Raw genomic sequence first — 24,391 nt, 5'->3', positions numbered from 1 at the left:
AACCGGTGGCGCCGCCACTGTCTTGGGCGGCGAGGCCCCCGGCGGCCCTCCGGCGAGACGGTCGGTATCACCGGAGCTTGCTCAGCACAGGTAGAACACGTTCTAATTCTCTGCATGGATTACGGGCTTGTGCTTTTTACCAGCGACCGCGGCATCTCTCCGGCGACGGCCGCGAAGCTTGCCGATGACCACGGCTTTCAAACCTTCTACGTGCCAGAACACACTCATATCCCGATCAAGCGAGAGGCCGCGCACCCGACGACCGGCGACGCGTCGCTGCCCGACGACCGCTACATGCGCACGCTGGACCCATGGGTGAGCCTGGGCGCCGCCTGTGCCGTCACGTCGCGGGTGCGACTGTCGACCGCGGTGGCGCTGCCGGTCGAACACGACCCGATCACGCTGGCGAAAAGCATTGCCACCCTTGACCATCTCTCCGGCGGACGGGTCAGCCTAGGCGTCGGATTCGGTTGGAACACCGACGAACTCGCCGACCACAACGTGCCGCCCGGGCGCCGGCGCACCATGCTGCGCGAGTACCTCGAAGCGATGCGGGCGCTGTGGACCGAGGAGGAAGCCTCCTACGACGGCGAATTCGTCAAGTTCGGGCCCAGCTGGGCCTGGCCCAAGCCGGTGCAGTCGCACATCCCCGTGCTGGTGGGCGCCGCGGGCACCGAAAAGAACTTCAAGTGGATCGCGCGCAGCGCCGACGGCTGGATCACCACCCCACGCGACTTCGACATCGACGAACCGGTCAAGCTGCTACAGGACACCTGGGCGGCCGCGGGCCGCGACGGCGCCCCGCAGATCGTGGCACTGGACTTCAAGCCCGTCCCCGAAAAGCTCGCCAAGTGGAGCGAGCTGGGCGTGACCGAGGTGCTGTTCGGGCTGCCGGACAAGCCCGAGGCCGAGGTCGCCGCCTACGTCGAACGGCTCGCCGGCAAACTAGCGGCTCTCGTGTAGCTGCGGTCAGGCCAGCGTGGCCCGGTTGTCCTTGTCCGTCGACCGCACCACGATCGAAGCCCCCAGCGGCTCGCCGTCGCTGAGTAACCCGACCAGATCGGGGTCCTCGCTCAGGGCCAGGAAGCGGCTGCCGTCGTCGTCGAGGCGGCCGATGATGAGGCCGGTGCGCACCGGCCAGTCGTAGCGCACGGTGTAGGTCTCGATGGTCGCGCGACCGTCGGCCTTGATGGTCACCGCCATCTTGGGGCGGGCCGCGACCTCGGCGCGCGGTGCGGCGCTGTTGTCGGGCTTCCAATTCACCGGCGTGGTCGAGTACACCCCGACGGAGTACTTGCTCATGATCCCGCCGTTGGCGGCGACCAGGCCGAATTGCCCTGGCAGATCCCGCATTTCGCTGACCGTTTCGGCGATGCCGTGCAGTGAGTAGTTGTTGCCCGGTCCGCCGAAGTACGGCAGGCCGCCGGTGAGTGTGAGCCCCCGCGGATCGTCGGTGGCCAGCTGAGTCCCGTCGCAGAAGTTGAACACCGGCACCGGGAAGCAGCTGTAGAGGTCGAAGGTCGAGACGTCGTCGATGCCGACACCGGCCACGGCGAGCGCTTCCTGGACCGCCAGCACCGAGGCCGAGTTGTAGGTCAGATCGAGGCGGTCGAGCAGTGGCTGGTCCACCATGTCGGCGTGGCCGTGCAGGAACACCCAGCGCTCCTCGGGCACGCCGAGCCGGCGGGCGGCGGCCACCGACATCAGCAGCGCGGCGGCGCCCTGATTGACCTGATCGCGGGCCACCAGCAGCCGCGGGTACGGATCGCAGATCATCCGGTTGGACTCGGTGACGGTGATGAGCTCGTCGACGCTGCGCTCCACCGGGGAAGACGCGAACGGGTTCTTTGCCGCCACCTTGGTGAACGGGGCGAACAGCTCGCCCATTTCGCGCCGGTAGTCGGCGACGCTCAATCCCAGCCGGGCGCGGCGCGCGTTCTCCAGCAGTCCGTACTGGGCCGGCGCTCCGATCAGCCCATGCGCGACGGTGTAGTCGTCGAACAGGCCGTCGTATCCGAACCCGCGGTCCTCGAGGGAACCCTCGACCGTGTCGGAATGATCCGGCTTATCCCGGTCGGCGAAATACCGGATGCTGGACGTGTTTTCGGAGCCGAAGATCATCACGACCTGCGCCTCCCCCGAGGCGATGACACCGGCGAACTCGGTGACCAGATGCTGGGGGCCCTGGCCGCCGATGGGCTCGAGGATCGCGCGTGCCGGCGCGGCGCCGATGCGCTGGGCCACCGACCGCGGGTAGTTGTTGGACTTGCCCATCGGCGCGGGGGTGCGCCCGGAGATCTCGAACTGCCGGAGGGCGGCGACGGTGTCGATGGCCGCGGCGACGGCGGTGACGTCGGCCCCGGTGTCATGTAGTGCGGCCTGCGCCGCTGCCGTCGCCAACTCCACCGACGACATTCCGCGGTAGCCGGAGTCCTCGATGCGCTCGGTGAACTGCCCCACGCCGACGATGACGGGCGTGTTCGGGTCGAGATTCATAGACCCACTATCTACCGTGTGCCGGGCCCCGGCCAAATCCGGGGCCCCCTCGCGGCATCGGCCAGGCACGGCCCCCTACAGGTTCTGCAGGATCTCCCGGGCGAGCGCCGCGGTCTCCGACGGGGTCTTGCCGACCTTGACGCCGGCGGCCTCCAGCGCTTCCTTCTTGGCGGCCGCGGTGCCCGACGAGCCGGACACAATGGCGCCCGCGTGGCCCATCGTCTTGCCTTCCGGCGCAGTGAATCCCGCGACGTAGCCGACGACCGGCTTGGACACGTTCGCCTTGATGTAGTCGGCGGCGCGCTCCTCGGCATCGCCGCCGATCTCGCCGATCATCACGATGACCTTGGTGTCGGGGTCCTTCTCGAACGCCTCGATGGCGTCGATGTGGGTGGTGCCGATCACCGGGTCACCACCGATGCCGATCGAGGTGGAAAAGCCGAAATCGCGCAGCTCGTACATCATCTGGTAGGTCAGGGTGCCCGACTTGGACACCAGGCCGACCGGACCGGGGCCGCTGATGTTGGCGGGGGTGATGCCGGCCAGCGCCTCGCCCGGGGTGATGATGCCGGGGCAGTTCGGCCCGATGATGCGGGTCTTCTGCCCCTTGTCGACGTTGTAGGCCCACGCATAGGCGCTGTCCTGCACCGGAATTCCCTCGGTGATGACGACCAGCAGCGGGATCTCGGCGTCGATGGCCTCGATGATCGCGTCCTTGGCGAATTTCGGCGGGACGAAGACGACCGACACGTTGGCGCCGGTCTCCTTCATCGCTTCGGCGACGGTGCCGAACACCGGCAGCTCGACGTCCCTGCCGACGGGGTCCACGTGCGAGACGGTGGTGCCGGCCTTGCGGGCGTTCACGCCGCCCACCACCTGGGTGCCGGCCTTCATCATCAGCGCGGTGTGCTTGGTGCCCTCGCCACCGGTGATGCCCTGGACGATGACCTTGGAGTCTTTGTTCAAAAAGATCGACATGGCTTGGGTCCCTTACTTGTGCGCCAGCTCGGCGGCTTTGTCGGCACCGGCGTCCATGGTCTCGGCCTGGATCACCAGCGGGTGGTTGGCTTGGGCCAGGATGCGCCGGCCTTCGTCGACGTTGTTGCCGTCGAGCCGGACCACGAGCGGCTTGTTCGCCTCGTCGCCGAGCATATTCAGCGCGGTCACGATCCCGTTGGCAACGGCGTCGCAGGAGGTGATGCCACCGAACACGTTCACGAAGACGCTCTTGACCTGCTTGTCGTTCAGGATGACGTCCAGGCCGGCGGCCATCACCTCTGCCGACGCGCCACCACCGATGTCCAGGAAGTTGGCCGGCTTGACCCCGCCGTGCTTCTCGCCCGCGTAGGCGACGACGTCCAGCGTGGACATCACCAGGCCCGCGCCGTTTCCGATGATGCCGACCGAGCCGTCCAGCTTGACGTAGTTGAGGTCGTGCTCCTTGGCCTTGAGCTCCAGCGGGTCCGTGGCGTCGCGGTCCTCGAACTCGGCGTGGCCGGGCTGACGGAAGTCGGCGTTGGCGTCGAGGGTGACCTTGCCGTCCAGCGCCAGGATCTGGTCTTTGGGGTCGCGCACCAGCGGGTTGACCTCGACCAGGGTGGCGTCCTCGGCGACGAAGACCTCCCACAGCTTGTTGATGGTGACGGCGGCGGCGTCCAGCACCTCGGCGGGCAGGTGGCCCTGCTCGGCGATGGAGCGCGCGGTCGCCAGGTCGACGCCCTTGACGGCGTCCACCGGAACCTTGGCCAGCCGCTCGGGCTTGGTCGCGGCGACCTCCTCGATTTCCATGCCGCCCTCGACCGAGCACATGGCCAGGTAGGTGCGGTTGGCGCGGTCGAGCAGGAAGGAGATGTAGTACTCCTCGGCGATGTCGCTGGCCTCGGCGACCAGCAGCTTCTTGACGACGTGTCCCTTGATGTCGAGACCGAGGATGTTCTTCGCGTGCTCGTAGGCGTCGTCGGGCGTCGCCGCGTACTTGACGCCGCCGGCCTTGCCGCGCCCGCCGACCTTCACCTGCGCCTTGACCATCACCGGACGGCCGATCTCGGTGGCGATCTCGCGGGCGCCCTCGGCGGTGTCGGTCACGCGTCCCGGCGTAGTCGGTACGTTGTGCTTGGCGAACAATTCTTTTGCTTGATACTCGAAAAGGTCCATGGACTCTCTGTCTTCGCTCGACTCAACTGCTAGGCCTCTTGGTGGGCGGTGCCGCAGCCGGCAACTCGCACGGACGAACTGTATCCACCCTCGAAATGGCTTTGACCGCCGCGTCCGCCGATGTGGCACAGCTCACGGGACATGGATAGACGGTCCGCGTGATCCAAATCACAATTCCGGCCGGATTGTGCGACGAGGTTGCCAGTCCCGCGCGTCAGCGGATACCTTCCTAGGGTCCAGATAACGTTATGGTCACGATACGAGGACATTTCAGGTTGCCCCAGCACCGTTTTGCCACGCCCGCTGCCGTAACAACAGGCATCTTGAGGGTGAGTCGCGCGGCAGGCGCCCGGTCGGCGGAGCCCCATCGCACCGAAGTCACGGAGATCCTTCCGCTCGACGGCTTCGACTTCGATGACCTTGATTTCAGCGATTCCTATGACGACGTCGGCGATCACGCCGGACTGGACTTCAGCAACGACTCGACGTTCGACAACGAAGCGCAGGTCCTGCTGGCGCCGGAGCTCGACGACCTTCACGAGGTCGACGACCTGAGGCCTCGGTGGCTGGCCGCGCCCGCCACCGAGGTGTTGCCGCGGGTCCCCGTCGAGCCCCACACCGAGCGCCGCATCGATCACGCGCGCGCCACCGACGTCGTCGGCGCCGCCCGCCGCGGGGGGCAGCACCGCAAGCAACCCACCAGCGCGGCCCGCGGTCGCCTGCTGATCTCGGCGATGGCCGCCGGCGCCGCCGCCGCGGCCGCCCACACGGCCACCAGCCACGCCGACACCCCCAAGACCGAGGCGGTGCTGACCGCCAACGCGTCCGCGCTCACCGGCGGGTCGGGCAGCAACACCGTCCGCGGCCCCCAGGTGATCGCGGTGGAGCCCGCGGCCACCGCGGCACTGCACAACCAGGAACTCGCCCGGGGTGTGGCCTTCGCCAACGACCGCGCTCAGCGCGAGGCGCGCTTGCAGCAACCGCTCTACGTGATGCCGACCAAGGGCATCTTCACCTCCAACTTCGGTTACCGCTGGGGCGTGCTGCACGCCGGCATCGACCTGGCCAACTCGATCGGTACGCCGATCCTGGCCGTGTCCGACGGCGTCGTCATCGAAGCCGGCCCGGCCGGCGGTTACGGGATGCTGGTCAAGCTGCGGCACGCCGACGGCACGGTCACGCTCTACGGTCACATCAACACCGCCCTCGTCAGCGTCGGCGAACGCGTGATGGCCGGCGATCAGATCGCCACCATGGGCAACCGGGGCAATTCGACCGGCCCGCACCTGCATTTCGAGGTCCTGCAGGGCGGCACCGAGCGGATCGATCCGGTGCCGTGGCTGGCTAAGCGTGGTCTTATGGTCGGCAACTACGCTGGTTGAGGTGACCGCGCCGAACGAACAACCTTCCGGTCCGCCTCCGTCCGAGCCCACTGCGGAGCCCTCATCTCCCTCCGATTCACGGACGCGGATCATCCGCCGCGCGCCGACCGGACCGATCCCCACCACGCCGGACTCCCCGACCAGTCAGTTCGTTCCGCCGCCCCCGACGTACCGCGGCCCGCGTGCGGGACGGACGGGTTATGCGGGAGTGCCGGCCCTGGAACCCAGCGATCGCACGGCTGTCGCCGCCTGCGCGGTCAGCATTCTCAGCGGATGGGCCACGTCGGTGGTGGCCACCGATCTGATCGCCGGCTGGTGGCGCACCGATCGCCTGTTCTGCATCGCGGTGGCGTTTCTCGCCCTGGTGTTCGGCGCCACCACGGTGACGGGTGTGATCGCGCTGCTGCAGCGCCGACCGGTCAGCCGCTACCTCCTGTTGGCCGGCGCGCTCGTCGCGTTCCTCACCTATATCGGCGTGTTCATCGCCGGCGCCCGTGTGGCGTGGGTCGTGCACCTGCTGCCGCTGTTGCCGATCTCCACGGCGGTGCTGGTGATGCTGCCGCAAACCAAACGCTGGCTGGACGCCTGACCTTCGCCGAACGTGTTCTGGCGGCGAAGATTTCGCTGATTTCTCGCCCTGGGTGCACGTTCGACGCGCCGTAGTCTCGCCCGGTTAGAGCTTGCTGATCGGGGCGTGGTTGTGCATCAGCTTGACCCGTCCCGAGCTGCCGAAGTCGATCAGCGACATCGCCGATTCGCCGACGCCGGAAACTTCTTCGACCCGCCCGAGGCCATACTTGTCGTGGGTCACCCGGTCGCCGGGTTCGAGCACCAGCAGCGGTCGTTTGCTCATCCCGGAACGAGTGGGCGCCGCGCGCGGCGGGCCGAATCGTCCGGCGCCGCTCACCGGCGCGCTGAACGACGGCGCCGGCGCGGTGCGGCGCCAATCGATCAGTTCTTGCGGAATCTCCCGCAAGAAACGGGATTCCGGGTTGAGCATGGGCTGCCCCCAGGAGGAGCGGACGATGGCCCTGCTCAGGTACAGCCGCCGGCGGGCCCGGGTGATGCCCACGTAGGCCAGCCGCCGCTCCTCGGACAGTTCGGTCGGGTCGTCCAATGACCGCATGTGGGGGAACATCCCGTCCTCCCACCCGGTGACGAACACCACCGGAAACTCGAGGCCTTTCGCGGTGTGCAGGGTCATCAGCGTGACCATGCCGGCGCCGTCCTCGGGGATTTCGTCGCTGTCGGAAACCAGCGACACCCTTTCCAAGAACTCCGCCAGCACACCGGTATCCGGCACGTCCTCGTCTTCGGGCGTGTGCAGCGACTCGTCCAGCGCGTCGGCGTTCGCCCGGTCGGTACTGAATTCGTGTGCGACACTGACGAGTTCGTTGAGGTTGTCCAACCGCGCCAGTTCCTGGGGATCGCTGGAGGATTCCAGCTCCCTGCGGTACCCGGTGCGTTCGAGCACAGACTCGACGAGATCCCCGAGATCGTCATCCAGGCGGCCGCGCAGCTCGTCGAGAAGCTCGACGAAACCCGCGATCGCCTTCTCCGCGCGGGAATTCAGCATCGGCACTTTGCCTTCGGCCGCGGCGACGAGTGCGTCGGCGAAGCTGGCCCCGGTGTTCTCGGCGTACACCGCCACGCAAGCCTCGGCGCGATCTCCGATGCCCCGTCGCGGGGTATTGAGGATGCGCCGCATGCTGACCGCATCCCCGGGGTTGTCCAGCACCCGCAGATAGGCGACAATGTCGCGAATCTCCTTGCGCTCGTAAAACCGCACTCCCCCAACGACTTTGTACGGAATCCCGGCGCGGATGAAGACCTCTTCCAACGACCGCGACGAGTTGTTGGTGCGATAGAAGACGGCGACGTCGTTGTAGGTGATCTCGCCCTTGTCGGCGAGTGCGTCGATCTCCTCGGCGACGAATCTGGCCTCGTCGTGCTCGTTGTCGGCGACGTAGCCGACGATCAATTCGCCGGCGCCTTCGGCGGTCCACAGGCGTTTGTCCCGGCGCCCGGAATTGCGGGCGATCACGGAGTTGGCCGCCGACAAAATGTTCTGCGTCGACCGGTAATTCTGTTCCAGCAGAATGGTTGTCGCGTCGGGGTAGTCGCGTTCGAAGTCCTCGATGTTGCGGATGGTGGCGCCGCGGAACGCATAGATCGACTGGTCGGCGTCGCCGACCACGCACAACTCGGCGGGCGGCACATCGTCGGACGATGCCGGTGCTTCTGTGCCGCCGCGGCCCACCAGTTCCCGCACCAGCACGTACTGGGCGTGGTTGGTGTCCTGGTACTCGTCGACGAGCACATGCCGGAACCGCCGCCGGTAATGCTGGGCGATCTGCGGGAAAGCCCGCAACACCGCCACGGTTTCCCCGATCAGGTCGTCGAAGTCCAGCGCGTTCGCCGCCCGCAGCCGGCGCTGATACTCGCCGTAGACGCTCGCCACCGTGCGCGACAACTCGTCGGAATCGTCGGTCAGCTTGGAGACCGCGTCGGCGGGGTCGATCAGCTCGTTCTTCAGGTTGGAGATGGCGTTGGCCAACAGCCGCGGCGAGTAGCGCTTGATGTCGAGGCCCATGTCGCGCCCGATCATCTGCAACAGCCGCCGCGAATCGTCGGCGTCGTAGATCGAAAAGTTGGAGTTGAGGCCTTCGATCAGGGACGCCTGGTTGCGCAGGATGCGCACGCAGGTCGAGTGAAAGGTGGACACCCACATGGCGCGGGCCCGGTTACCGACCAGCCGCACCACCCGCTCCCGCATCTCGGCCGCGGCCTTGTTGGTGAAGGTGATCGCCAGCACCTGGCCGACCCCCACGCCGCGGGCCGCGATCAGGTAGGCGATGCGACGCGTCAACACCGCGGTCTTGCCCGAACCCGCCCCGGCGACGATCAGCAGCGGGGAGCCCTCGTGCACCACCGCCTGGCGCTGTTGCGGGTTGAGCCCCTCGAGCAGTTGATCGGCTTCCGAGGCCGGCTTGGTATCTGTTGCGTGCACACTCATGTCAGTCCAAACTTACCGCCGCCCAGTGACACAAAGCGCCCAGGCATCAAACCAGGCTAGTGGCTCGGCCGGCCTGGATCGCGCCCCGCGGGCCACCGGAGAATGGGCGTGTCGGAACGCATTCTTCGACCCCGTTCTCGTGCCGGTGCCGTAATTGCACCCAAGTCCAAAAAGCGCAGCTTAAACATGTTTTTTTGCGCGCCCACCGTTTTTAATGGCACACTCATTTCGTGCTCAATGTGCAGTGTCGACGACGCTCCTCGACCCCGGAGTGGCGCCGCCGATTTCCCTACGGGTGCCGGTCCGCGGTGCCCGTGGTCTAACTGCTTCCGCAGAGCCCCGGACCCGCCTTCGGCGCCCGGGGCTCGTCTTCAGTGAGGCCCGATGCTGCATGAGTCCAGAACCCACACATCACGACGAAGGCGCGGAGGCAACAGGGATGAACATCGAGACGGTGGAGACCCAAGGGGCCACCGACATCGACGACCTACGTCTCGAGATCGATCGGCTGGACGCCGAGATCCTCGCCGCGGTCAAACGGCGCACCGAGGTATCACAAGCGATCGGCAAGGCCCGGATGGCCTCCGGCGGGACGCGACTTGTCCACAGCCGCGAGATGAAGGTCATCGAGCGCTACAGCGAGCTCGGCCCCGACGGCAAGGACCTGGCGATACTGTTGCTGCGGCTGGGCAGGGGCCGGCTCGGTCACTGAGCCCGGCGCTCGCCCCCACATCTGGCTCCTTCACGTCAGAGCCCATAGGGTCGAAGCATGACGGCCCGCGTCGGCGACGATGCAGAGCGAAGCGATGAAGAGGAGCGACGCCATTGACCCGCGTCGGCGACGATGCAGAGCGAAGCGATGAAGAGGAGCGACGCCAATGACTTCCCTGCACACCCTCCCCGACATCACCGCCACCCCCGTGTGGGACGCCCTCCGCAGGCACCATGAACGCATCGGCGCCACCCATCTGCGCCAGTTCTTCGACGAGGACCCCGACCGCGGCCGCGAGCTGACCGTCTCGGTCGGCGACCTCTACATCGACTACAGCAAGCATCGGATCACGCGAGAAACGCTGCGGCTCTTGGTCGATCTGGCCCGCACCGCCAACCTCGAACAGCGCCGCGACCAGATGTTCGCCGGTGTCCACATCAACACCTCGGAGGATCGGGCGGTGCTGCACACCGCGCTGCGGCTACCCCGGGACGCCGAACTGACCGTCGACGGTCAAAACGTCGTCGAGGACGTGCATGCCGTGCTGGACCGGATGGGCGACTTCACCGACCGGTTGCGCAGCGGTGAATGGACCGGAGCGACCGGCAAACGGATCAGCACCGTGGTCAACATCGGCATCGGCGGATCGGACCTCGGCCCGGTGATGGTCTACCAGGCCCTGCGCCACTACGCGGATGCGGGCATCTCGGCGCGCTTCGTCTCCAACGTCGACCCCGCCGACCTGATCGCCACCCTGGCCGACTTGGACCCCGCCACAACGCTTTTCATTGTGGCATCGAAGACGTTCTCGACTCTGGAAACCCTGACCAACGCCACCGCAGCGCGCCGCTGGGTCACCGACGCCCTCGGCGACGCCGCGGTGGCCCAGCACTTTGTGGCCGTCTCCACCAACAAGCGCCTCGTCGACGACTTCGGGATCAACACCGACAACATGTTCGGGTTCTGGGATTGGGTCGGCGGCCGCTACTCGGTGGATTCGGCGATCGGCCTGTCGGTGATGGCCGCCATCGGCCGGGAAGCGTTCGCGGACTTCCTGTCCGGATTCCACATCGTCGACCGGCATTTCAAGACCGCCCCGCTGGAGTCCAATGCTCCTGTGCTACTTGGCCTTATCGGCCTGTGGTATTCCAACTTCATGGGCGCGCAGTCGCGCGCGGTGCTGCCGTACTCCAACGACTTGGCGCGGTTCGCGGCCTACCTGCAGCAGCTGACCATGGAGTCCAACGGCAAGTCGACCCGCGCGGACGGCAGCCCGGTCACCACCGACACCGGTGAAATCTTTTGGGGCGAACCGGGAACCAACGGCCAGCACGCTTTCTATCAGTTGCTGCATCAGGGCACCCGGTTGGTGCCGGCCGACTTCATCGGTTTCAGCCAACCCATCGACGACCTGCCCACCGCCGAGGGCGACGGCAGCATGCACGACCTGTTGATGAGCAACTTCTTCGCGCAGACCCAGGTGCTGGCCTTCGGCAAGACCGCCGAGGAGATCGCCGCCGAAGGCACGCCCGCCGATATCGTGCCGCACAAGGTGATGCCGGGGAACCGGCCGTCGACCTCGATCCTGGCCGACCGGCTCACCCCGTCGGTGCTGGGCCAGCTGATCGCGCTCTACGAGCATCAGGTTTTCACCGAGGGCGTCATCTGGGGAATCGACTCGTTCGACCAGTGGGGCGTGGAGCTGGGCAAAACTCAGGCCAAAGCCCTGCTGCCGGTGCTCACCGCGGACGCCTCCCCGGCGCCGCAATCGGACAGCTCGACCGATGCCCTGGTCCGCCGCTACCGCAGCGAACGAGGCCGGACCAGCTGATCGGTCCTCAGGCGAACATCTTGGTCAGCTGAGGCGGCAGCACCCGCATCAGCTGCACCAGCGGCGCCCACGGCCACCACGGCACCGCCGCCCGCCCGGGCTCCCGCTCCATGGCGGCGACGAGCGCGTTGACGCCAGTTTCGTTGTCCACCATCAACATTGTGCTGTTCGACTTGGCCGTCATCTCCGACTCGATGTAGCCGGGTTCGATGACCGACACCTTGACGGGCCCCTTGGCGTATTCGGCGCGCAACGATTCGCCCAGCGAGCTCAGGCCGGCCTTGCTGGCCGCGTACGCGGCCTTGACGCCCGGCACGCCCTTGTTGCCGAGCACCGACGAAATCAGCACCAGGTGGCCCGAACCGTTCTTGTTGAACATCTCCAGCGCGGTCTCGATCTGCACCAGCGCGGCCACCAGGTTGGTCTCGAGGGTCGCCTTGTTGGCCCACAGCTTGCCGGAGCCGAGTTTGGCGCCCTTGCCGATGCCGGCGTTGACGATGATGCGGTCGATGCCGCCCAGCTCGTCGCTGAGTTCGGCGAACACTTTGGGGACGGCCTCGTGGTCGTTGACGTCCAGCGCGGCGACGGCGATCGTCACGCCCGGATACTTCTGCGTCAGCTCGGCTTTGAGCTCCTCGAGCCGGTCGGTGCGACGCGCGCACAGGGCGAGGTCGCGGCCCTTGGCGGCGAAGGCGCGCGCCATGCCGGCGCCCAGCCCGGAGCTGGCGCCGGTGATGAGGATCTTCTGGCGAGTCATCGGGGCAGCATATCGACAGGTGTCAAGTCCCGGACGGGCGACTACTTCAGCAAACGCGACATCCGCCGGTCGGCCAGGACCTTGCCTCCGGTCTGACACGTCGGACAATATTGAAAAGACTTGTCCGCGAACGACACTTCACGCACGGTGTCCCCGCACACCGGGCAGGGCAGGCCCGTGCGGGCGTGCACGCGCAATCCGGAGCGCTTCTCGCCCTTGAGCGTGGCCGCGCCCTGGCCGACGGATCGGCTCACCGCGTCGGTGAGCACGGTGATCATGGCGTCGTGCAGCGCGGCGAGCTGCTTCTCGGACAGCTTGCCGGCGGTGGCGAACGGCGAGATCTTCGCGACGTGCAAGATCTCGTCGCTGTAGGCGTTGCCGATACCGGCGATCACCTTCTGGTCGGTGATGACGGTCTTGATCCGCCCGGTGTTGCCCGCCAGAATGCGGGCCAGGTCGTCGGGGCCGAGGTCCAGCGCGTCCGGCCCGAGGGAGGCGATCTGTGGGATCTGCTGCGGGTCGCTTACCAGCCACACCGCCAGCCGCTTCTGGGTGCCGGCCTCGGTGAGGTCGAAGCCGGGCGCCTCACCGGGCGTGCCCAGGTGCACGCGCAGCGCGATCGGGCCCTTGCCGGGGCGCAGCGGCGCCGCGGCCAGCTTGTCGGACCACCGCAACCAGCCCGCCCGGGACAAGTGGGCGACCAGGTAGAGGTCGTCCGTCCGCAGCCCCAGGTATTTGCCCCAGCGGTCGGCGCCGACCACGGTCTGGCCGTGCAGCGCGTTGATCGGCGGGTCGAAGGTCTTCAGGACGGACAGGGCGGCGATGTCGACACGGCCGACCGTCAGGCCCACGGCGTTGCGCCGTAGATGATCGGCCAGCGCTTCGATCTCGGGCAGTTCGGGCACGGTTTCAGTCTGCCGGTCGGAGCAAATAGGTGTCCATGATCCAGCCGTGCCGGGCGCGCGCCTCGGCCCGCTGCGAAACGATGCGGGGTCCCACTTCGCCGACCGTGCCGGCGATGAGCAGTTCGTCGTCGGTGCCCAGGTAGGCGCCCCACCAGATGCGGGTGTTAGGCGGGCACGTCTGGAACGAGCAGTCCGCGTCGAGCATCACGACCGCATCGCCGGCCAATCCGTGCGCGCGCAGCTGCCGGCCGGTGGTGATCAGGACGGGTTCGCCGACCCCGTTGAGCGGGATGCGATGCCGGGCGGTCAGCGCCTGGATGGCGGTGATGCCGGGGATCACGTCGAACGTGAAATCGACCTGCGCGGCAACAGCGTCGAGGATGCGCAAGGTGCTGTCGTAGAGCGACGGGTCGCCCCAGGCCAAGAATGCGCCGACGCCGTGCGGACCCAGCTCGGCCGAGATGGCGTCGGCCCAGATCTGCGCGCGCGCGGCATGCCACTCCGCGACGGCGTCGCGGTACTCGGCGTGATCTGCGCGCCTGGGGTCGGCCAGCTCGACGAACCGGTAGCCCGGTTCGCGGATGAACCGGGCGCAGATCTCGCGTCGCAGCGCCACCAGGTCGCTTTTCTGGTCGCCCTTGTCCATCGCGAAAAACACCTGCGTGTCGTTGAGCGCCTCGATCGCTTGCACGGTCACATAGTCGGGATCGCCGGCGCCAATGCCGATGACGTGGATGTGCCGGCCCAATGAACCCTCCTGACTCGCGTCGCTGCTCAACCACATTGCCGAATCGATACCGAATAGGCCTAGTCGGGACCTGAAGTACCCAGTACCATGGGTACCGTCTAAGCACCCAATGGAGGGACGCCAGGGATGACCACGTCGCTGAAGCCAGGTGGGCCGAGCCGTGAAGAGTTCTCCGAGCGCTTGCTGAAGGGCTCGGTCAAAAAGTCCTATGAGCCCGTCGTCGACATCGACTGGGACGCTCCGCTCGACCCGGACAAGTTCTATCTGCCGCCGCGGTTGGTGTCGCTGTACGGCACCCCGATGTGGGACGAGATGACCCGCGAACAGCAGATCGAGTTGTCCCGCCAGGAACTGGTCAACACCCTCTCGGCCGGGATCTGGTTCGAGAACATGCTCAACCAGTCGTTGCTGCGCACGATCCTGCACGAAGACCCGACCAGTAACTCGACGCATTACAAGCTGACCGAACTGGGCGACGAGACACGTCACATGGTCATGTTCGGCAAGGCCATCGAGCGCGTCGGCGCAAAACCGGTGCGCCCCCGGATGTTTCACCGGATGATCATCAACATGCTTCCGCTGGCGTTTCAGCGCGGGTCGATGCTGTGGGTGGCCGCCCTGATCGGCGAGGAGATCTTCGACTCGCTGCAGCGACAGATGATGGACGACCCCGAGCTGCAGCCAATCATTCAGCGGCTCATGCGTATTCACGTGACCGAAGAGGCGCGTCACATCCAATTCGCGCGCGATGGCGCGCGCAAACGCGTCGCCGAAATGCCCCGGTTCAACCGCTGGTTCATGGCCAACATCAACGGGCTGGGCGGCTACTTCTTCAACTATCTGTTCAGCAACCCGGTCCCTTATGCGCGAACGGGTCTCGACCCGCAGCGGGCCCGAAAGACCGCGCGCACCAGCCCGCATCGCCGTGACGTTCAGGTCGCCGGCTTCGCTCCACTGGCGGCGTTTCTCACCGAGGTAGGCCTGATGGGCCGCTTCGCGCGCCGCGGCTGGAAGCGCAGCAGGTTTCTGTGACGGCTTCGCGTCCCGGCGGCGAATCACGTTGCCACACGGCCATTGTCGGCGCGGGGGTCGGCGGTCAGAGCGCCTGTGATGCGTTGTCGGGCGCCGGCTTCACCGACCTGGTCCTGCTCGACCGGCCCGGCCAGGGCGTCCTCCGGTCGCGGTTCGACGACGCCTCCGACACTTGGCTGTTGACCACGGCCCGTGGCGAGATCGTGCGGGCCGATGTCGTCGTCGCCGCGGGTGAAGACGTCTACGTTCCCTGGGTGCCGCACCTTGCCGGGCGTGACGAGTTTCGCGGCGAGTCGTTTCACGCGGCGGCGTGGGAGCCGGCGTTTGACCCGTCCGGCAAGCGCATCGCGGTCATCGGCACCGATGCCGCTGCCGGCTACCACCTCGGCCGGCTGGTCGAAGCCGCGGCATCCGTCACCGTCTTTGCCCGCGCACCCCGCCGTGTGGTCACCGAGGTACCGCTGTGGTCTACCCGCGTCGCGCGCTGGCTGCGCCGCCACACCCGCCCGAGCGCGTCGCGGCCGTCGGTGGTGATCGCTTCGTCGGCGGTCGAGACGGTGACCCCGTTGGGGGTGCGCACCGGCGATGGTGTCCACCACAGCGTCGACGCCATCGTCTACGGCACCGGATTCTCGATCGCCGATCACGTCGCCGACGAGACGCTGACCGGCGCGGGAGGGCTGCGGATCCGAGAGGCCTGGCACGACGGCATGGAGCCGTTTTGCGGGGTGGCGGTGCGCGGGTTCCCCAACTACTTCTTCATCACCGGTCCCGACCCGGACGCGCAAGCCCGCTACATCGTGGAGTGCCTGAAGCTCATGCAGCGCACCGGCAGCCGCCGCATCGAGGTGCGCGCCAGCAGCCAGCATGTCTTCAACGAACGCGCCCAGCTGCGACCGATCGAGCCGCCACCGGCGGCGTCCGCCTTCGACCTATCGGCCAGCGCGCCTGCCGGCGACGACGCCTACGACGGCACCGCCATGCTGGAGATCGCCGGAAGCCGTCATCCGGTACGGGTCCGGCTCACCGGCCATCTGGACCCGATCGACGGTCGCTACCACTGGCAGGGAACCGTGTTCGGTTCGCCGTCCGACGACCTCAAGCAGGCGCGGACGGCCACGCTGACGGTGGGTGAGCGCAGTGCGCCGGCGCGCATCGTCGAACGGACACCCTGGGGCACGCACTCGGTTGCGGGCGTGGGCGCTCCCCCCTACGCGCTGAGCATTGGGTGAACGGGCACCGCGGCTGCTGACGGAGGCCAGCGCATTTCTGCAGGAAACGACCTGTTTTCAGGCCATACCAGAAAGTTTGGCCGCGCCCCCTATGTGGTAATCCCGTGGAACAGCGCGTGTTGGGCAATGAACTCCATTGTGCGTGCGGGGCGGTGCGGATCGACGCCGCGACGGGCACGGAGGGGGGCGCATGATTCATTCGATGCGGGGCTGCGGCATGAGTCCGGGGGGATCGGGATCGCGGCCTGCCGCTTTTCGGTGCAACGAAGCGAGCTCGCCGCGAACTAGACTTTTGCCGCTGAGGGCGGATACTCAAGCAGTCGGCCCGGCAGAACACACAAGGAGCGGGAAATGAAACCGGACGTCCCGATCGAGCTGGGATGAGCCCGGTGGCTGAGTCGGCCAGCTCACTGGCCGTCGCGACGCGAACGGATGATTCGATCGCCGTTCTGACCGTCGACGGCGTGCTTGACGCCGCCAATTCCACCGCACTGCGCGACCGCCTCATCAAGGCGACATCCGACGCGGCTTCCGCCGTCATCCTCGACGTCTCCGGCCTCAAGCTGAACGCCGAACCGGCATGGTCGACCTTTATGGGCGCCTACTGGCAGATCGGCAGCGCGGCCCACGTTCCGATCGTCTTCGTCTGCAGCAATCGGGCGACCCGCGAGGCGATTACGCGCAGCGGGATCGCGCACTTCATGCCGGTGTATTCGAGCCAGAAGGCGGCGATGAAGTCACTCGGGCAGAACGGCCGTCGTGCCGTGCGGCGCGCCGACGCGCAGCTGCCCGCCGACCTGACCAGCCTGCGCGAGTCGCGGCGGCTGGTCCGCGAGTGGCTCACCACGTGGTCGCAGGCCAAGCTCATCCCCGTCGCGTTGGTGGTCGTCAACGTGTTCGTGGAGAACGTGCTGGAACACACCGCCGGCGTCCCGGTGATGCGGCTCGAGGCGCAGGGCACCACGGCGACCATCGCGGTCTCCGATGCCAGCAACACGCCCGCCGTGCGGCTTCCGTCGCCGGCGAAGGGCATCGACGTCTCCGGCCTGGCGATCGTCGACGCGTTGTCCCGCACGTGGGGCAGCACGCCGACGGGGTCCGGCAAGACGGTGTGGGCGGTCATCGGCCCCGAGAACCAGCTCTGACTCGTTCCAACCAGTTCTAGCCACACCCATCTGGCGGTTGTGCTGAAACTAGAACACGTTCTAATGTCGTGGGACGACCCCTTCAGGAAGGCAGATGACGTGCGGTTTACCTACGCAGAGGCGATGACTGACTTTCGGTTCTACGTCCCGCTGGCCAAGGCGGCCGAGGCGGCCGGCTACGACGCCATGACGATCGCCGACAGCATCGCCTACCCGTTCGAATCCGACTCGAAGTACCCCTACACCCCGGACGGCAACCGCGAGTTCCTGGACGGTAAGGAGTTCATCGAAACCTTCGTGCTGACATCGGCATTGGGGGCGGTCACCTCGAAGCTGCGGTTCAATTTCTTCGTCCTCAAGCTGCCCATCCGGCCACCGGCGTTGGTGGCCAAGCAAATTGGGTCGCTCGCCGCGATGACCGACAATCGGGTGGGTTTCGGTGTGGGCACCAGCCCGTGGCCCGAGGACTACGAACTGCTGGGAGTCCCGTTCGCCAAGCGCGGCAAGCGGATGGACGAATGCATCGAGATCATCCAGGGTCTCACCTCCGGTGAGTACTTCGAATTTCACGGCGAGTTCTACGACATTCCCAAGACCAAGATGACGCCCGCGCCCACCAAGCCCGTCCCGATCCTGATCGGCGGTCACGCCGACGCGGCGCTGCGGCGCGCGGCCCGCCTGGACGGCTGGATGCACGGCGGCGGTGACCCCGAAGAACTCGACCAGCTGCTCGCCAAGCTCAAGCGTTTCCGCGAAGAAGCCGGCAAGACCGGGCCTTTCGAGATCCACGTCATCTCCGCCGACGCCTACACCCCCGACGGCATCAAGCGGCTTGAGGACAAGGGCGTCACCGACGTCATCGTCGGCTTCCGCATCCCCTACATCAAGGGCAAGGACACCGAGCCGCTGGAGAACAAGATCCGCAACCTGGAGATGTTCGCCGAGAACGTGATCGCGAAGACCTGACTCTCACAGCGGATCCCACCTGGGCGCGCGCTTCTCCTGGTGAGCCTTAGCGGCCTCAACCGGGTTGTTGGTGAAACCGCTGAGGACCTGGGTGCGGTTCTCGATCTCGATGGCATGGCGGAGGCTGGGCGCGTCCAGCGCGGCATTGAGCCCAATCTTGGTCTGCCACACGCCATAAGCGTTGTTCTCGGCGATCGAGCGGGCTAGCCTCAGCGCGGCGGGCATCAGGTCGTCGGGCGCGACCACCTCATGCACCAGCTTGATGCGATAGGCCTCGGCCGCGTCGATGATGCGGCCGGTGAGCATGAGTTCGCGTGCCACGCCGGCGCCGACGATCTTCGGCAGCAGGTAGCTGGTGCCCATGTCCATCGACGAGAAGCCGGCCTTGATGAACACCGAACCGAACCGGGCCTGATCCGAGGCGACCCGGATGTCGCTGACCAACGTGAACGCCAGGCCGCCCCCGACGGCGACACCGTTGACCGCCGCGATCACCGGGATGTCCAGCTCGTAGATCCGGGTGTACAGGTTGGCCAGCCGGACCTGAGCGTCGTAGGTGACCTTGAACGCCGGGGTGGTCGGCTTGTTCTGCGTCCACGGCTGCCCGGTGCCGCTCAAATCCGCACCGGCGCAAAATCCCCGCCCGGCACCCGTCAGGATCGCCACCCTGAACTCGCCCGCGCTGAGCGCGTCCAACGCGTCGTCGACGCCGTCGATCAACGACCCATCGATCGCGTTGAGGCGTTCGGGCCGGTTCAGGGTGATGCAGGCGATGTTGTCCTCGAGGGTTTCCAGGTTCACTGAAGGCATACCGAGACCGTAGGCGACCGATCGGGCATACCGTGGTTGGGCCACACATCGAAGGAGCAGCCATGGCACGAAGCGAGGGCGACACCTGGGACCTGGCCAACAGCGTGGGCGCCACCGCCACCATGGTGGCCGCGGCCCGGGCGGCCGCCACCAGGCGGCCGCAACCGGTCATCACCGATGAATTCGCCGAGCCGCTGGTGCGCGCCGCCGGCCTGGACCTGTTCACCAAGCTGGCGACCGGCGAACTCGATTCCTCCGACATCGAAGAGGGGGTCGGGTTTTCGCGGTTCGTCGACACCTTCGCCGCCCGGGCGCTGTTTTACGACGACTATTTCGCCGCGGCCGGGCAGGCCGGCCTGCGCCAGGTCGTGATCGTGGCGTCGGGGCTGGATTCCCGCGCCTACCGGCTGCCGTGGCCCGCGGGGACCACGGTGTACGAGATCGATCAGCCGGAGGTGATCGCGTTCAAGACCGCCACGCTGGCCGAGATCGGCGCGGCCCCAACCGCCGAGCTGCGCACCGTGGGTGTCGATCTGCGCGAGGATTGGCCGGCGGCCCTGCAGGCGTCGGGCTTTGACCCGAGCAAGCCGACGGCGTGGCTGGCCGAGGGAGTGCTGATCGGATTCCTTCCGCCCGACGCCGAGGTGCGGCTGCTGGATGCCATCATTCCGCTGTCCAGCGAGGGCAGCCGGTTCGCCGCCGATTTCGGGGCCGTGGCCGGCACGTCGCCGGAGGCGCTGGAGAAATCCCGGCTCATGGCCGAGGGGTGGCGACGGCAGGGGCTCGACCTGGACATCACCGCGTTGACCTATCCGGGGGAGCACACCGACGTGGCCGCGCATCTGCGGGCCAACGGATGGGAGACCACCGAATTCCGGCTCTCCGACCTGTTTTCGGCGGCGGGCCTGCCGGACTTGGGGGAAGCCGAGCACCAGGCGCCCGCCGCCACGATCAGCTTGGTCCGCGCGGTGCGGACCTGAAGCGTCACACAGCCCGTTTGGCCAGCCACTCAGCCTGCATCACGAGCAGGCCCATGACCTCCAATTGCGGTGTCTGCGGGTCGAGTTCGCGGTAGCGCTGATAGACGTTGACGACGACGCGCTCGGCGTCCAGCCAGGACGCGTACTCACCGAGATCAATGGTGTCGGCGGCCTCCGCCCACGACAGCCCCTTGTGGTAGGCGGCCTCGGCCTGTTCGGCGACATGCATGAGATAGCCACGCACAGCACGGATCCCATCCGGATCGGTGACCGGGCCGTGGCCGGGTACCACCGTCGGCGCGTCCAGCGCGATCATCGCGTCACAGGCGGCGACCCAGTTGGCGATCGGGCCGGCCCACACGATGGGCGTGCAGCCGATGAACAACAGGTCGCCGCCGAACAACACCCCCGCGTCCGGTACATGCACCACCGAGTCGGCGGCGGTGTGCGCGGGACCCAGATTCAGCACATCGATGCGCCGCCCACCTACCTCGACGGCAAGGTTGCGCTCGAACGTCTGATCCGCATTGCGCAGCTTGATGTTGCTGAAGTCGAAGTGCCCGAAGCGTTCTCGTGTGTACGGCGTGGCGACCGGCCCGAGGTTGGCGGTCTGCGCCATGGCGAGCATCTCCGGGGCCATCCCATGTTCGATTTCCTCGGCGGTGCCGCGCGCGGCGATGATGCGCACCGAGGGATCGAGCAGTTGGTTGCCGTGTGTGTGGTCCCCGTTGGAGTGCGTGATCACCGCGTCGGTGATCGGCGCGGACGCGGTGAGCGGCCGCATCGCGGTGAGCATTTCGCGGGTCAACGCCAGGTCGAACAAGGTGTCCACCAGCAGCGACGCCCCGTCGCCGGCGATCAGCCCGGCGTTGCTCCATCCGTAGCCGCCGTCGGGCAGGGTCCAGGCCCACACCCGGCCGCCGACCTCGTGCAGCCCGCGGGTGTAGGGCACCCGCGCGCGGGCCGGGTTGACTCGCGGCGGGGCGGGAGCGGCGTCCGGATTCGGCCGCACCGCCAGCGGGTGCGGGGCACCGCTGGCCCGCACGGTTTGCCGGGTCTCTCCCAGCCCTTCGACCTGGAGCGTGACGATGTCGCCGTCGTGCAGCCAGCCCGGAAACGATTCCAGGGCCGCCGGATTGAGGTGCTCGACCAGCGTGCAGGTCGGCACGGTCCCGGAGCCGATGACGTCGCCGGGCGAGAGGGTGACGCCGCGCGAGGCATAGGAGATGACCTCGCCGAAGGTCCAGTCCATCTGGGCGGTCGACCCGGAACCGATGACGACGTCGTTGACCAGGGCGGTGACCCGCAGGTCCAATCTGCCCGGATAGGAGGGGTGGCGATACGGTTCGAGCTCGTCGGGGGTCACCAGGTACGGGCCCAACGTGACCCCGCTGTCTTTGCCCTTGCCTTGCCCGATCCCCAGTTGGCTCTCCATCTGCTGCAGATCGCGGGCGGACCAGTCGTTGAAGATGGTGTAGCCGATGATCGCCTGCTCCGCCTCTTCGACCGTGAGATCTTTGCCCCCGGTCCCGATCACGGCAGCGATCTCCAATTCGAAGTCCTGCCACGCGCTTCCGGGCGCCGTGGGGGCGTCGTCGTACGGACCCAAAACGGTTGCCGGGCAGGCGAAGTAGAAGGCCGGTATGCGGTACCAGGAGTCGCCGAGGGTGCGCCCGGCGCCCAGCGCGGCCTGGCAGTTGCGCATGTGGTCGAGGAAGCACAGGGAATCACGGATGGACGGCGGGCGTGGAATCGGCGCCAGCAATCGCACCTCCGCCAGCGGTGCCACCGCCGCCGGGGATCGCTGCGCATCCTGCCCCGCCTGCCGCAATCCCTCGGAACCGCGGGCGACGAGATCGAGCAGCGTCACGCCCGGTGGCATCGCATAGATCGTGTCGCCCGAGACCACGCCGACGTGTTCTGCGCCCGAAACATCTTGATAGGTAACCCATTTCACTCGCGCACCACCTCACTCGCCTCCTTGTCCGGTCGTAGTCCGCGCCAACTCGATTGGCGTAACCGGTCATCCGGGGTCCACTCGCTGTAGCGCACCTCCCCGACCAGCTCCGGCCGCACATACGTCACGCCGCGCGCTTCGCTCCTGGGAAGCGGTGGGTCAAAGGGGGATTCGTCGGTGTGCAGCGGTGCCAGCGTCTTCTTCAAGTTTGCCAGGTCGCGGTCGGTGAACCCGGTGCCGACGCGCCCGGCGAAGTGCAGTCCGCCCGCGGTTGGGATACCCATCAGCAGTGAGCCGATGCCGCTGCTGCGTCCGCCTTCCCCGGCTTTCCAACCGCCGATGACGACTTCCTGGGTGTTCCAGTGCTTGTCCTTGATCCACGACGACGAGCGGCGGCCCGGCTGATAGGTGGAGTCGCGCTTCTTGGCGATCACCCCCTCCCAACCGCGCTCCGCGGAGTGCTCCAGCGCCTCCCTGCCGTCGCCGGGCAGTAGGTCGGGGACGATGAGCCTGCTGCCGGCGGCCAACATTTCCAGCAGTTTTCGCCGATCCCGGTAGCGGGCCCGCAGCAACGAGCGGCCGTCGAGGTAGAGCAGGTCGAACGCCCAGAATTCGACCCGTGAGCCCCGTCCACGGTTTTGCATCTCGTGAAAGTTGGGCACCCCGGAGGAGTCCAGGACGACGGCCTCCCCGTCGAGCACCACGTGATGGTCGGCGAGATCGTCTGCCAGCCAACGCAGTTCGCGGTATTCCTGGGTGACTTCGCGACCGCGTCGCGACCGCACCCGAAAGGCACCGTGGTCGGCCTCGATCAGAAGCCGGTAACCGTCCCATTTGCCCTCGAACGCCCACTGACCTGCCTTCAGGGCCGTCACCGAACCGTGGGTGGCCAGCATGGGTGCGATGGTGTCGAACTCGAAGACCTTCTGGTCCTTCATCCGATGTGCCAACCACTGGTCGCCATTGGTTTGAATCAGCGCGTAGCGTCCGGAGATCTTGCTGCCGTGCAGGTTGACGATGACCTCGTCGTCAAGGAACTTTTCGGCGTCGTAGGTTCCGGAGTCCCAGATGATCACCTTGCCCGCGCCGTATTCGCCCTTGGGGATGACGCCTTCGAACCCGCCGTATTCCAGCGGATGGTCCTCGGTGTGGACCGCCAGGTGGTTCACCGACGTGGTTTCGGGCAGGTTTTTGGGCACCGCCCAGGACACCAGCACGCCGTCGCGCTCCAGCCGGAAGTCGTAGTGCAGGCGTCGCGCGTGGTGTTCCTGGATGACGAAGGTATTTCCTTGGCCGACAGCGGGTTTCGCCGCCGGAACCGGCTCGGGGGTTTTCGACGCGTCGCGCATGCTGCGGTACTTGGTCAACCGATCCGGCACCGGAGCGTCCTCGTCCAGCTCTGCAAGCAGGTCGCCGTCGCGCGCGACCCGGGACAGCACTTCGTCATACCGCAGCTGGCGCAGCGACGGGTCGTCGAGTTCGTCCCAGGTGCGCGGCGCCGCGACGGTGGGATGTTCGCGTCCGCGCAGGGAATACGGTGCGATGGTCGTCTTGGAGCCGTTGTTCTGGCTCCAGTCCAAAAAGATCTTCCCCGCCCGCAGGCTCTTGGTCATGGTCGACGTGACAAGCTTGGGCATCGTCTTTTCCAGCTGTTGCGCAACGCGTTTGGCTAACACCGTGGCGCCTTTGCTGCTCACCGGCTCGTCGAGCGGCGCATACAGATGCAGTCCCTTGCTGCCGCTGGTGAGCGGGAAGGTTCTCAGCCCGATCCCGGCGATCAGGTCGCGCACGGCGCGCGCCACCTTGGACATCTGCGCCATCGTCACGCCTTCGCCGGGGTCGAGGTCGAACACCAATCGCGTCGCCGGCCCGGGCTTGAGTTCTTCGGCCCGGCTGCGGGTCCACTCGGCGACGAACCGCCACTGCGGAACGTGAACCTCCAACGCCGCCTGTTGGGCGATCCAGGCCAGGCCGGTGGGGTCGTCGATGATCGGATAGGTCGTCGTTCCGGATCGATGGGTCACGCTGGCGCGCGGCAGCCAGTCGGGTGCCGACGCGGCGAGTTGCTTCTCGAAGAAGGATTCCTGTTCGACGCCGTTGGGCCAGCGTTTGCGCGTGGCCGGACGCCCGGCGATGTGCGGGATCATCACCTCGGCGATCCGCGTGTAGTAGTCGAAGATGTCGCTCTTGGTGGTTCCGGTGGCGGGATACAGCACTTTTTCGGCGTTGGTCAGCTTGACCCGTGGCCCCGCCGTCGGACTCATACTC

The 24,391-nt window shown here is 67.1% G+C and carries 20 protein-coding genes and 1 pseudogene; 10 read left to right on the top strand and 11 right to left on the bottom strand.

Annotated features, from left to right (window positions below; all coding sequences use genetic code 11):
- Window positions 1–114 precede the first annotated feature (114 nt).
- The gene (locus W7S_RS04695) at window positions 115–963 is read left to right on the top strand and encodes an LLM class F420-dependent oxidoreductase (protein WP_008254017.1); all 849 of its coding nucleotides are present in this window, start codon (window positions 115–117) and stop codon (window positions 961–963) included.
- Between the two features lie 6 nt (window positions 964–969).
- On the opposite strand, the gene W7S_RS04690 is transcribed toward W7S_RS04695, so the two are convergent.
- The 3 genes from W7S_RS04690 to sucC form a co-directional block, all read right to left on the bottom strand.
- Window positions 970–2,496, bottom strand: a complete 1,527-nt coding sequence (locus W7S_RS04690; protein ID WP_008254015.1) for an acetyl-CoA acetyltransferase — start codon at window positions 2,494–2,496, stop codon at window positions 970–972.
- 75 nt (window positions 2,497–2,571) lie between these two features.
- Window positions 2,572–3,474 carry a succinate--CoA ligase subunit alpha gene (gene sucD, locus W7S_RS04685; RefSeq protein WP_008254012.1) on the bottom strand — a complete coding sequence of 301 codons (903 nt, stop codon included), beginning with the start codon at window positions 3,472–3,474 and terminating at the stop codon, window positions 2,572–2,574.
- 12 nt (window positions 3,475–3,486) lie between these two features.
- On the bottom strand, window positions 3,487–4,650 hold the full coding sequence (sucC, locus tag W7S_RS04680; protein WP_008254009.1) for an ADP-forming succinate--CoA ligase subunit beta: 1,164 nt from the start codon (window positions 4,648–4,650) through the stop codon (window positions 3,487–3,489).
- Between the two features lie 329 nt (window positions 4,651–4,979).
- Between sucC and W7S_RS04675 the strand changes: the two genes are divergently transcribed.
- Entirely contained in the window at window positions 4,980–6,032 is a 1,053-nt protein-coding gene (locus tag W7S_RS04675) for a M23 family metallopeptidase (RefSeq protein WP_014711034.1), read from the top strand.
- Between the two features lies 1 nt (window position 6,033).
- Complete coding sequence (locus W7S_RS27265) at window positions 6,034–6,621, top strand: hypothetical protein (RefSeq protein WP_170320551.1); 588 nt, start codon at window positions 6,034–6,036, stop codon at window positions 6,619–6,621.
- An 84-nt stretch (window positions 6,622–6,705) separates the two neighbouring features.
- Here the strand turns inward: W7S_RS27265 and pcrA are convergent, their stop codons facing one another.
- Window positions 6,706–9,048, bottom strand: a complete 2,343-nt coding sequence (gene pcrA / locus W7S_RS04665; protein WP_008254003.1) for a DNA helicase PcrA — start codon at window positions 9,046–9,048, stop codon at window positions 6,706–6,708.
- A gap of 391 nt (window positions 9,049–9,439) precedes the next feature.
- On the opposite strand from pcrA, the gene W7S_RS04660 reads away from it, so the two are divergent.
- Complete coding sequence (locus tag W7S_RS04660) at window positions 9,440–9,760, top strand: chorismate mutase (RefSeq protein ID WP_080587981.1); 321 nt, start codon at window positions 9,440–9,442, stop codon at window positions 9,758–9,760.
- Between the two features lie 166 nt (window positions 9,761–9,926).
- Window positions 9,927–11,591: a glucose-6-phosphate isomerase gene (pgi, locus tag W7S_RS04655; protein WP_008253999.1), complete on the top strand. Its 1,665-nt coding sequence runs from the start codon at window positions 9,927–9,929 to the stop codon at window positions 11,589–11,591.
- Window positions 11,592–11,598: 7 nt separating this feature from the next.
- Here pgi and W7S_RS04650 read toward each other — a convergent pair whose 3' ends face one another.
- From W7S_RS04650 to cobF, 4 genes and pseudogenes are all read right to left on the bottom strand, one after another.
- On the bottom strand, window positions 11,599–12,348 hold the full coding sequence (locus W7S_RS04650) for an SDR family oxidoreductase (RefSeq protein WP_008253997.1): 750 nt from the start codon (window positions 12,346–12,348) through the stop codon (window positions 11,599–11,601).
- 41 nt (window positions 12,349–12,389) lie between these two features.
- Window positions 12,390–12,857, bottom strand: coding sequence for a zinc finger domain-containing protein (locus W7S_RS27400; protein WP_232065649.1), 468 nt, complete (start codon window positions 12,855–12,857; stop codon window positions 12,390–12,392).
- Between the two features lie 153 nt (window positions 12,858–13,010).
- Window positions 13,011–13,253 (bottom strand): annotated as a pseudogene (locus W7S_RS27675) (DNA-formamidopyrimidine glycosylase family protein); the annotation flags it as partial.
- A gap of 4 nt (window positions 13,254–13,257) precedes the next feature.
- Window positions 13,258–14,001 carry a precorrin-6A synthase (deacetylating) gene (gene cobF, locus W7S_RS04640; protein ID WP_008253994.1) on the bottom strand — a complete coding sequence of 248 codons (744 nt, stop codon included), beginning with the start codon at window positions 13,999–14,001 and terminating at the stop codon, window positions 13,258–13,260.
- A gap of 126 nt (window positions 14,002–14,127) precedes the next feature.
- Here cobF and W7S_RS04635 point away from each other — a divergent pair, with 126 nt between their 5' ends.
- The 4 genes from W7S_RS04635 to W7S_RS04620 all read left to right on the top strand — a co-directional run bounded on the left by W7S_RS04635 (window position 14,128) and on the right by W7S_RS04620 (window position 18,376).
- Window positions 14,128–15,033, top strand: a complete 906-nt coding sequence (locus W7S_RS04635; protein ID WP_008253992.1) for a diiron oxygenase — start codon at window positions 14,128–14,130, stop codon at window positions 15,031–15,033.
- Between the two features lie 254 nt (window positions 15,034–15,287).
- Entirely contained in the window at window positions 15,288–16,265 is a 978-nt protein-coding gene (locus tag W7S_RS04630; protein ID WP_232525873.1) for a DUF4873 domain-containing protein, read from the top strand.
- Window positions 16,266–16,645: 380 nt separating this feature from the next.
- Window positions 16,646–17,410: an STAS domain-containing protein gene (locus tag W7S_RS04625; protein WP_008253988.1), complete on the top strand. Its 765-nt coding sequence runs from the start codon at window positions 16,646–16,648 to the stop codon at window positions 17,408–17,410.
- Window positions 17,411–17,509: 99 nt separating this feature from the next.
- A complete protein-coding gene (locus W7S_RS04620; RefSeq protein ID WP_008253985.1) occupies window positions 17,510–18,376 on the top strand; it encodes an LLM class flavin-dependent oxidoreductase in 867 nt (288 codons plus the stop codon).
- Window positions 18,377–18,379: 3 nt separating this feature from the next.
- Here W7S_RS04620 and W7S_RS04615 read toward each other — a convergent pair whose 3' ends face one another.
- Window positions 18,380–19,186, bottom strand: a complete 807-nt coding sequence (locus tag W7S_RS04615; protein ID WP_036396658.1) for an enoyl-CoA hydratase/isomerase family protein — start codon at window positions 19,184–19,186, stop codon at window positions 18,380–18,382.
- Window positions 19,187–19,248: 62 nt separating this feature from the next.
- On the opposite strand from W7S_RS04615, the gene W7S_RS04610 reads away from it, so the two are divergent.
- Window positions 19,249–20,166: a class I SAM-dependent methyltransferase gene (locus W7S_RS04610; protein WP_008253980.1), complete on the top strand. Its 918-nt coding sequence runs from the start codon at window positions 19,249–19,251 to the stop codon at window positions 20,164–20,166.
- 4 nt (window positions 20,167–20,170) lie between these two features.
- Here W7S_RS04610 and W7S_RS04605 read toward each other — a convergent pair whose 3' ends face one another.
- Together W7S_RS04605 and W7S_RS04600 are read right to left on the bottom strand one after the other, a co-directional pair.
- Window positions 20,171–22,123: a fumarylacetoacetate hydrolase family protein gene (locus tag W7S_RS04605; protein WP_008253979.1), complete on the bottom strand. Its 1,953-nt coding sequence runs from the start codon at window positions 22,121–22,123 to the stop codon at window positions 20,171–20,173.
- Entirely contained in the window at window positions 22,120–24,387 is a 2,268-nt protein-coding gene (locus W7S_RS04600; RefSeq protein ID WP_008253977.1) for an ATP-dependent DNA ligase, read from the bottom strand. The genes W7S_RS04605 and W7S_RS04600 overlap by 4 nt, the downstream gene beginning before the upstream one ends.
- Window positions 24,388–24,391: the final 4 nt, after the last annotated feature.

It is taken from the genome of Mycobacterium sp. MOTT36Y, from assembly GCF_000262165.1.
Taxonomy (GTDB): Bacteria; Actinomycetota; Actinomycetes; order Mycobacteriales; family Mycobacteriaceae; genus Mycobacterium; species Mycobacterium intracellulare.
Note: the sequence above shows the minus strand (reverse complement) of the source record. Positions and strands in the feature narration are given on the sequence as shown.

What these genes read in the sequence shown, in the direction of transcription:
- W7S_RS04695 (WP_008254017.1), top strand. Translation starts at nt 115, where the DNA reads ATGGATTACGGGCTTGTGCTTTTTACCAGCGACCGCGGCATCTCTCCG.
- W7S_RS04690 (WP_008254015.1), bottom strand. Translation starts at nt 2,496, where the DNA reads ATGAATCTCGACCCGAACACGCCCGTCATCGTCGGCGTGGGGCAGTTC.
- sucD (WP_008254012.1), bottom strand. Translation starts at nt 3,474, where the DNA reads ATGTCGATCTTTTTGAACAAAGACTCCAAGGTCATCGTCCAGGGCATC.
- sucC (WP_008254009.1), bottom strand. Translation starts at nt 4,650, where the DNA reads ATGGACCTTTTCGAGTATCAAGCAAAAGAATTGTTCGCCAAGCACAAC.
- pcrA (WP_008254003.1), bottom strand. Translation starts at nt 9,048, where the DNA reads ATGAGTGTGCACGCAACAGATACCAAGCCGGCCTCGGAAGCCGATCAA.
- W7S_RS04660 (WP_080587981.1), top strand. Translation starts at nt 9,440, where the DNA reads ATGAGTCCAGAACCCACACATCACGACGAAGGCGCGGAGGCAACAGGG.
- pgi (WP_008253999.1), top strand. Translation starts at nt 9,927, where the DNA reads ATGACTTCCCTGCACACCCTCCCCGACATCACCGCCACCCCCGTGTGG.
- W7S_RS04650 (WP_008253997.1), bottom strand. Translation starts at nt 12,348, where the DNA reads ATGACTCGCCAGAAGATCCTCATCACCGGCGCCAGCTCCGGGCTGGGC.
- W7S_RS04635 (WP_008253992.1), top strand. Translation starts at nt 14,128, where the DNA reads ATGACCACGTCGCTGAAGCCAGGTGGGCCGAGCCGTGAAGAGTTCTCC.
- W7S_RS04625 (WP_008253988.1), top strand. Translation starts at nt 16,646, where the DNA reads ATGAGCCCGGTGGCTGAGTCGGCCAGCTCACTGGCCGTCGCGACGCGA.
- W7S_RS04615 (WP_036396658.1), bottom strand. Translation starts at nt 19,186, where the DNA reads ATGCCTTCAGTGAACCTGGAAACCCTCGAGGACAACATCGCCTGCATC.
- W7S_RS04610 (WP_008253980.1), top strand. Translation starts at nt 19,249, where the DNA reads ATGGCACGAAGCGAGGGCGACACCTGGGACCTGGCCAACAGCGTGGGC.
- W7S_RS04600 (WP_008253977.1), bottom strand. Translation starts at nt 24,387, where the DNA reads ATGAGTCCGACGGCGGGGCCACGGGTCAAGCTGACCAACGCCGAAAAA.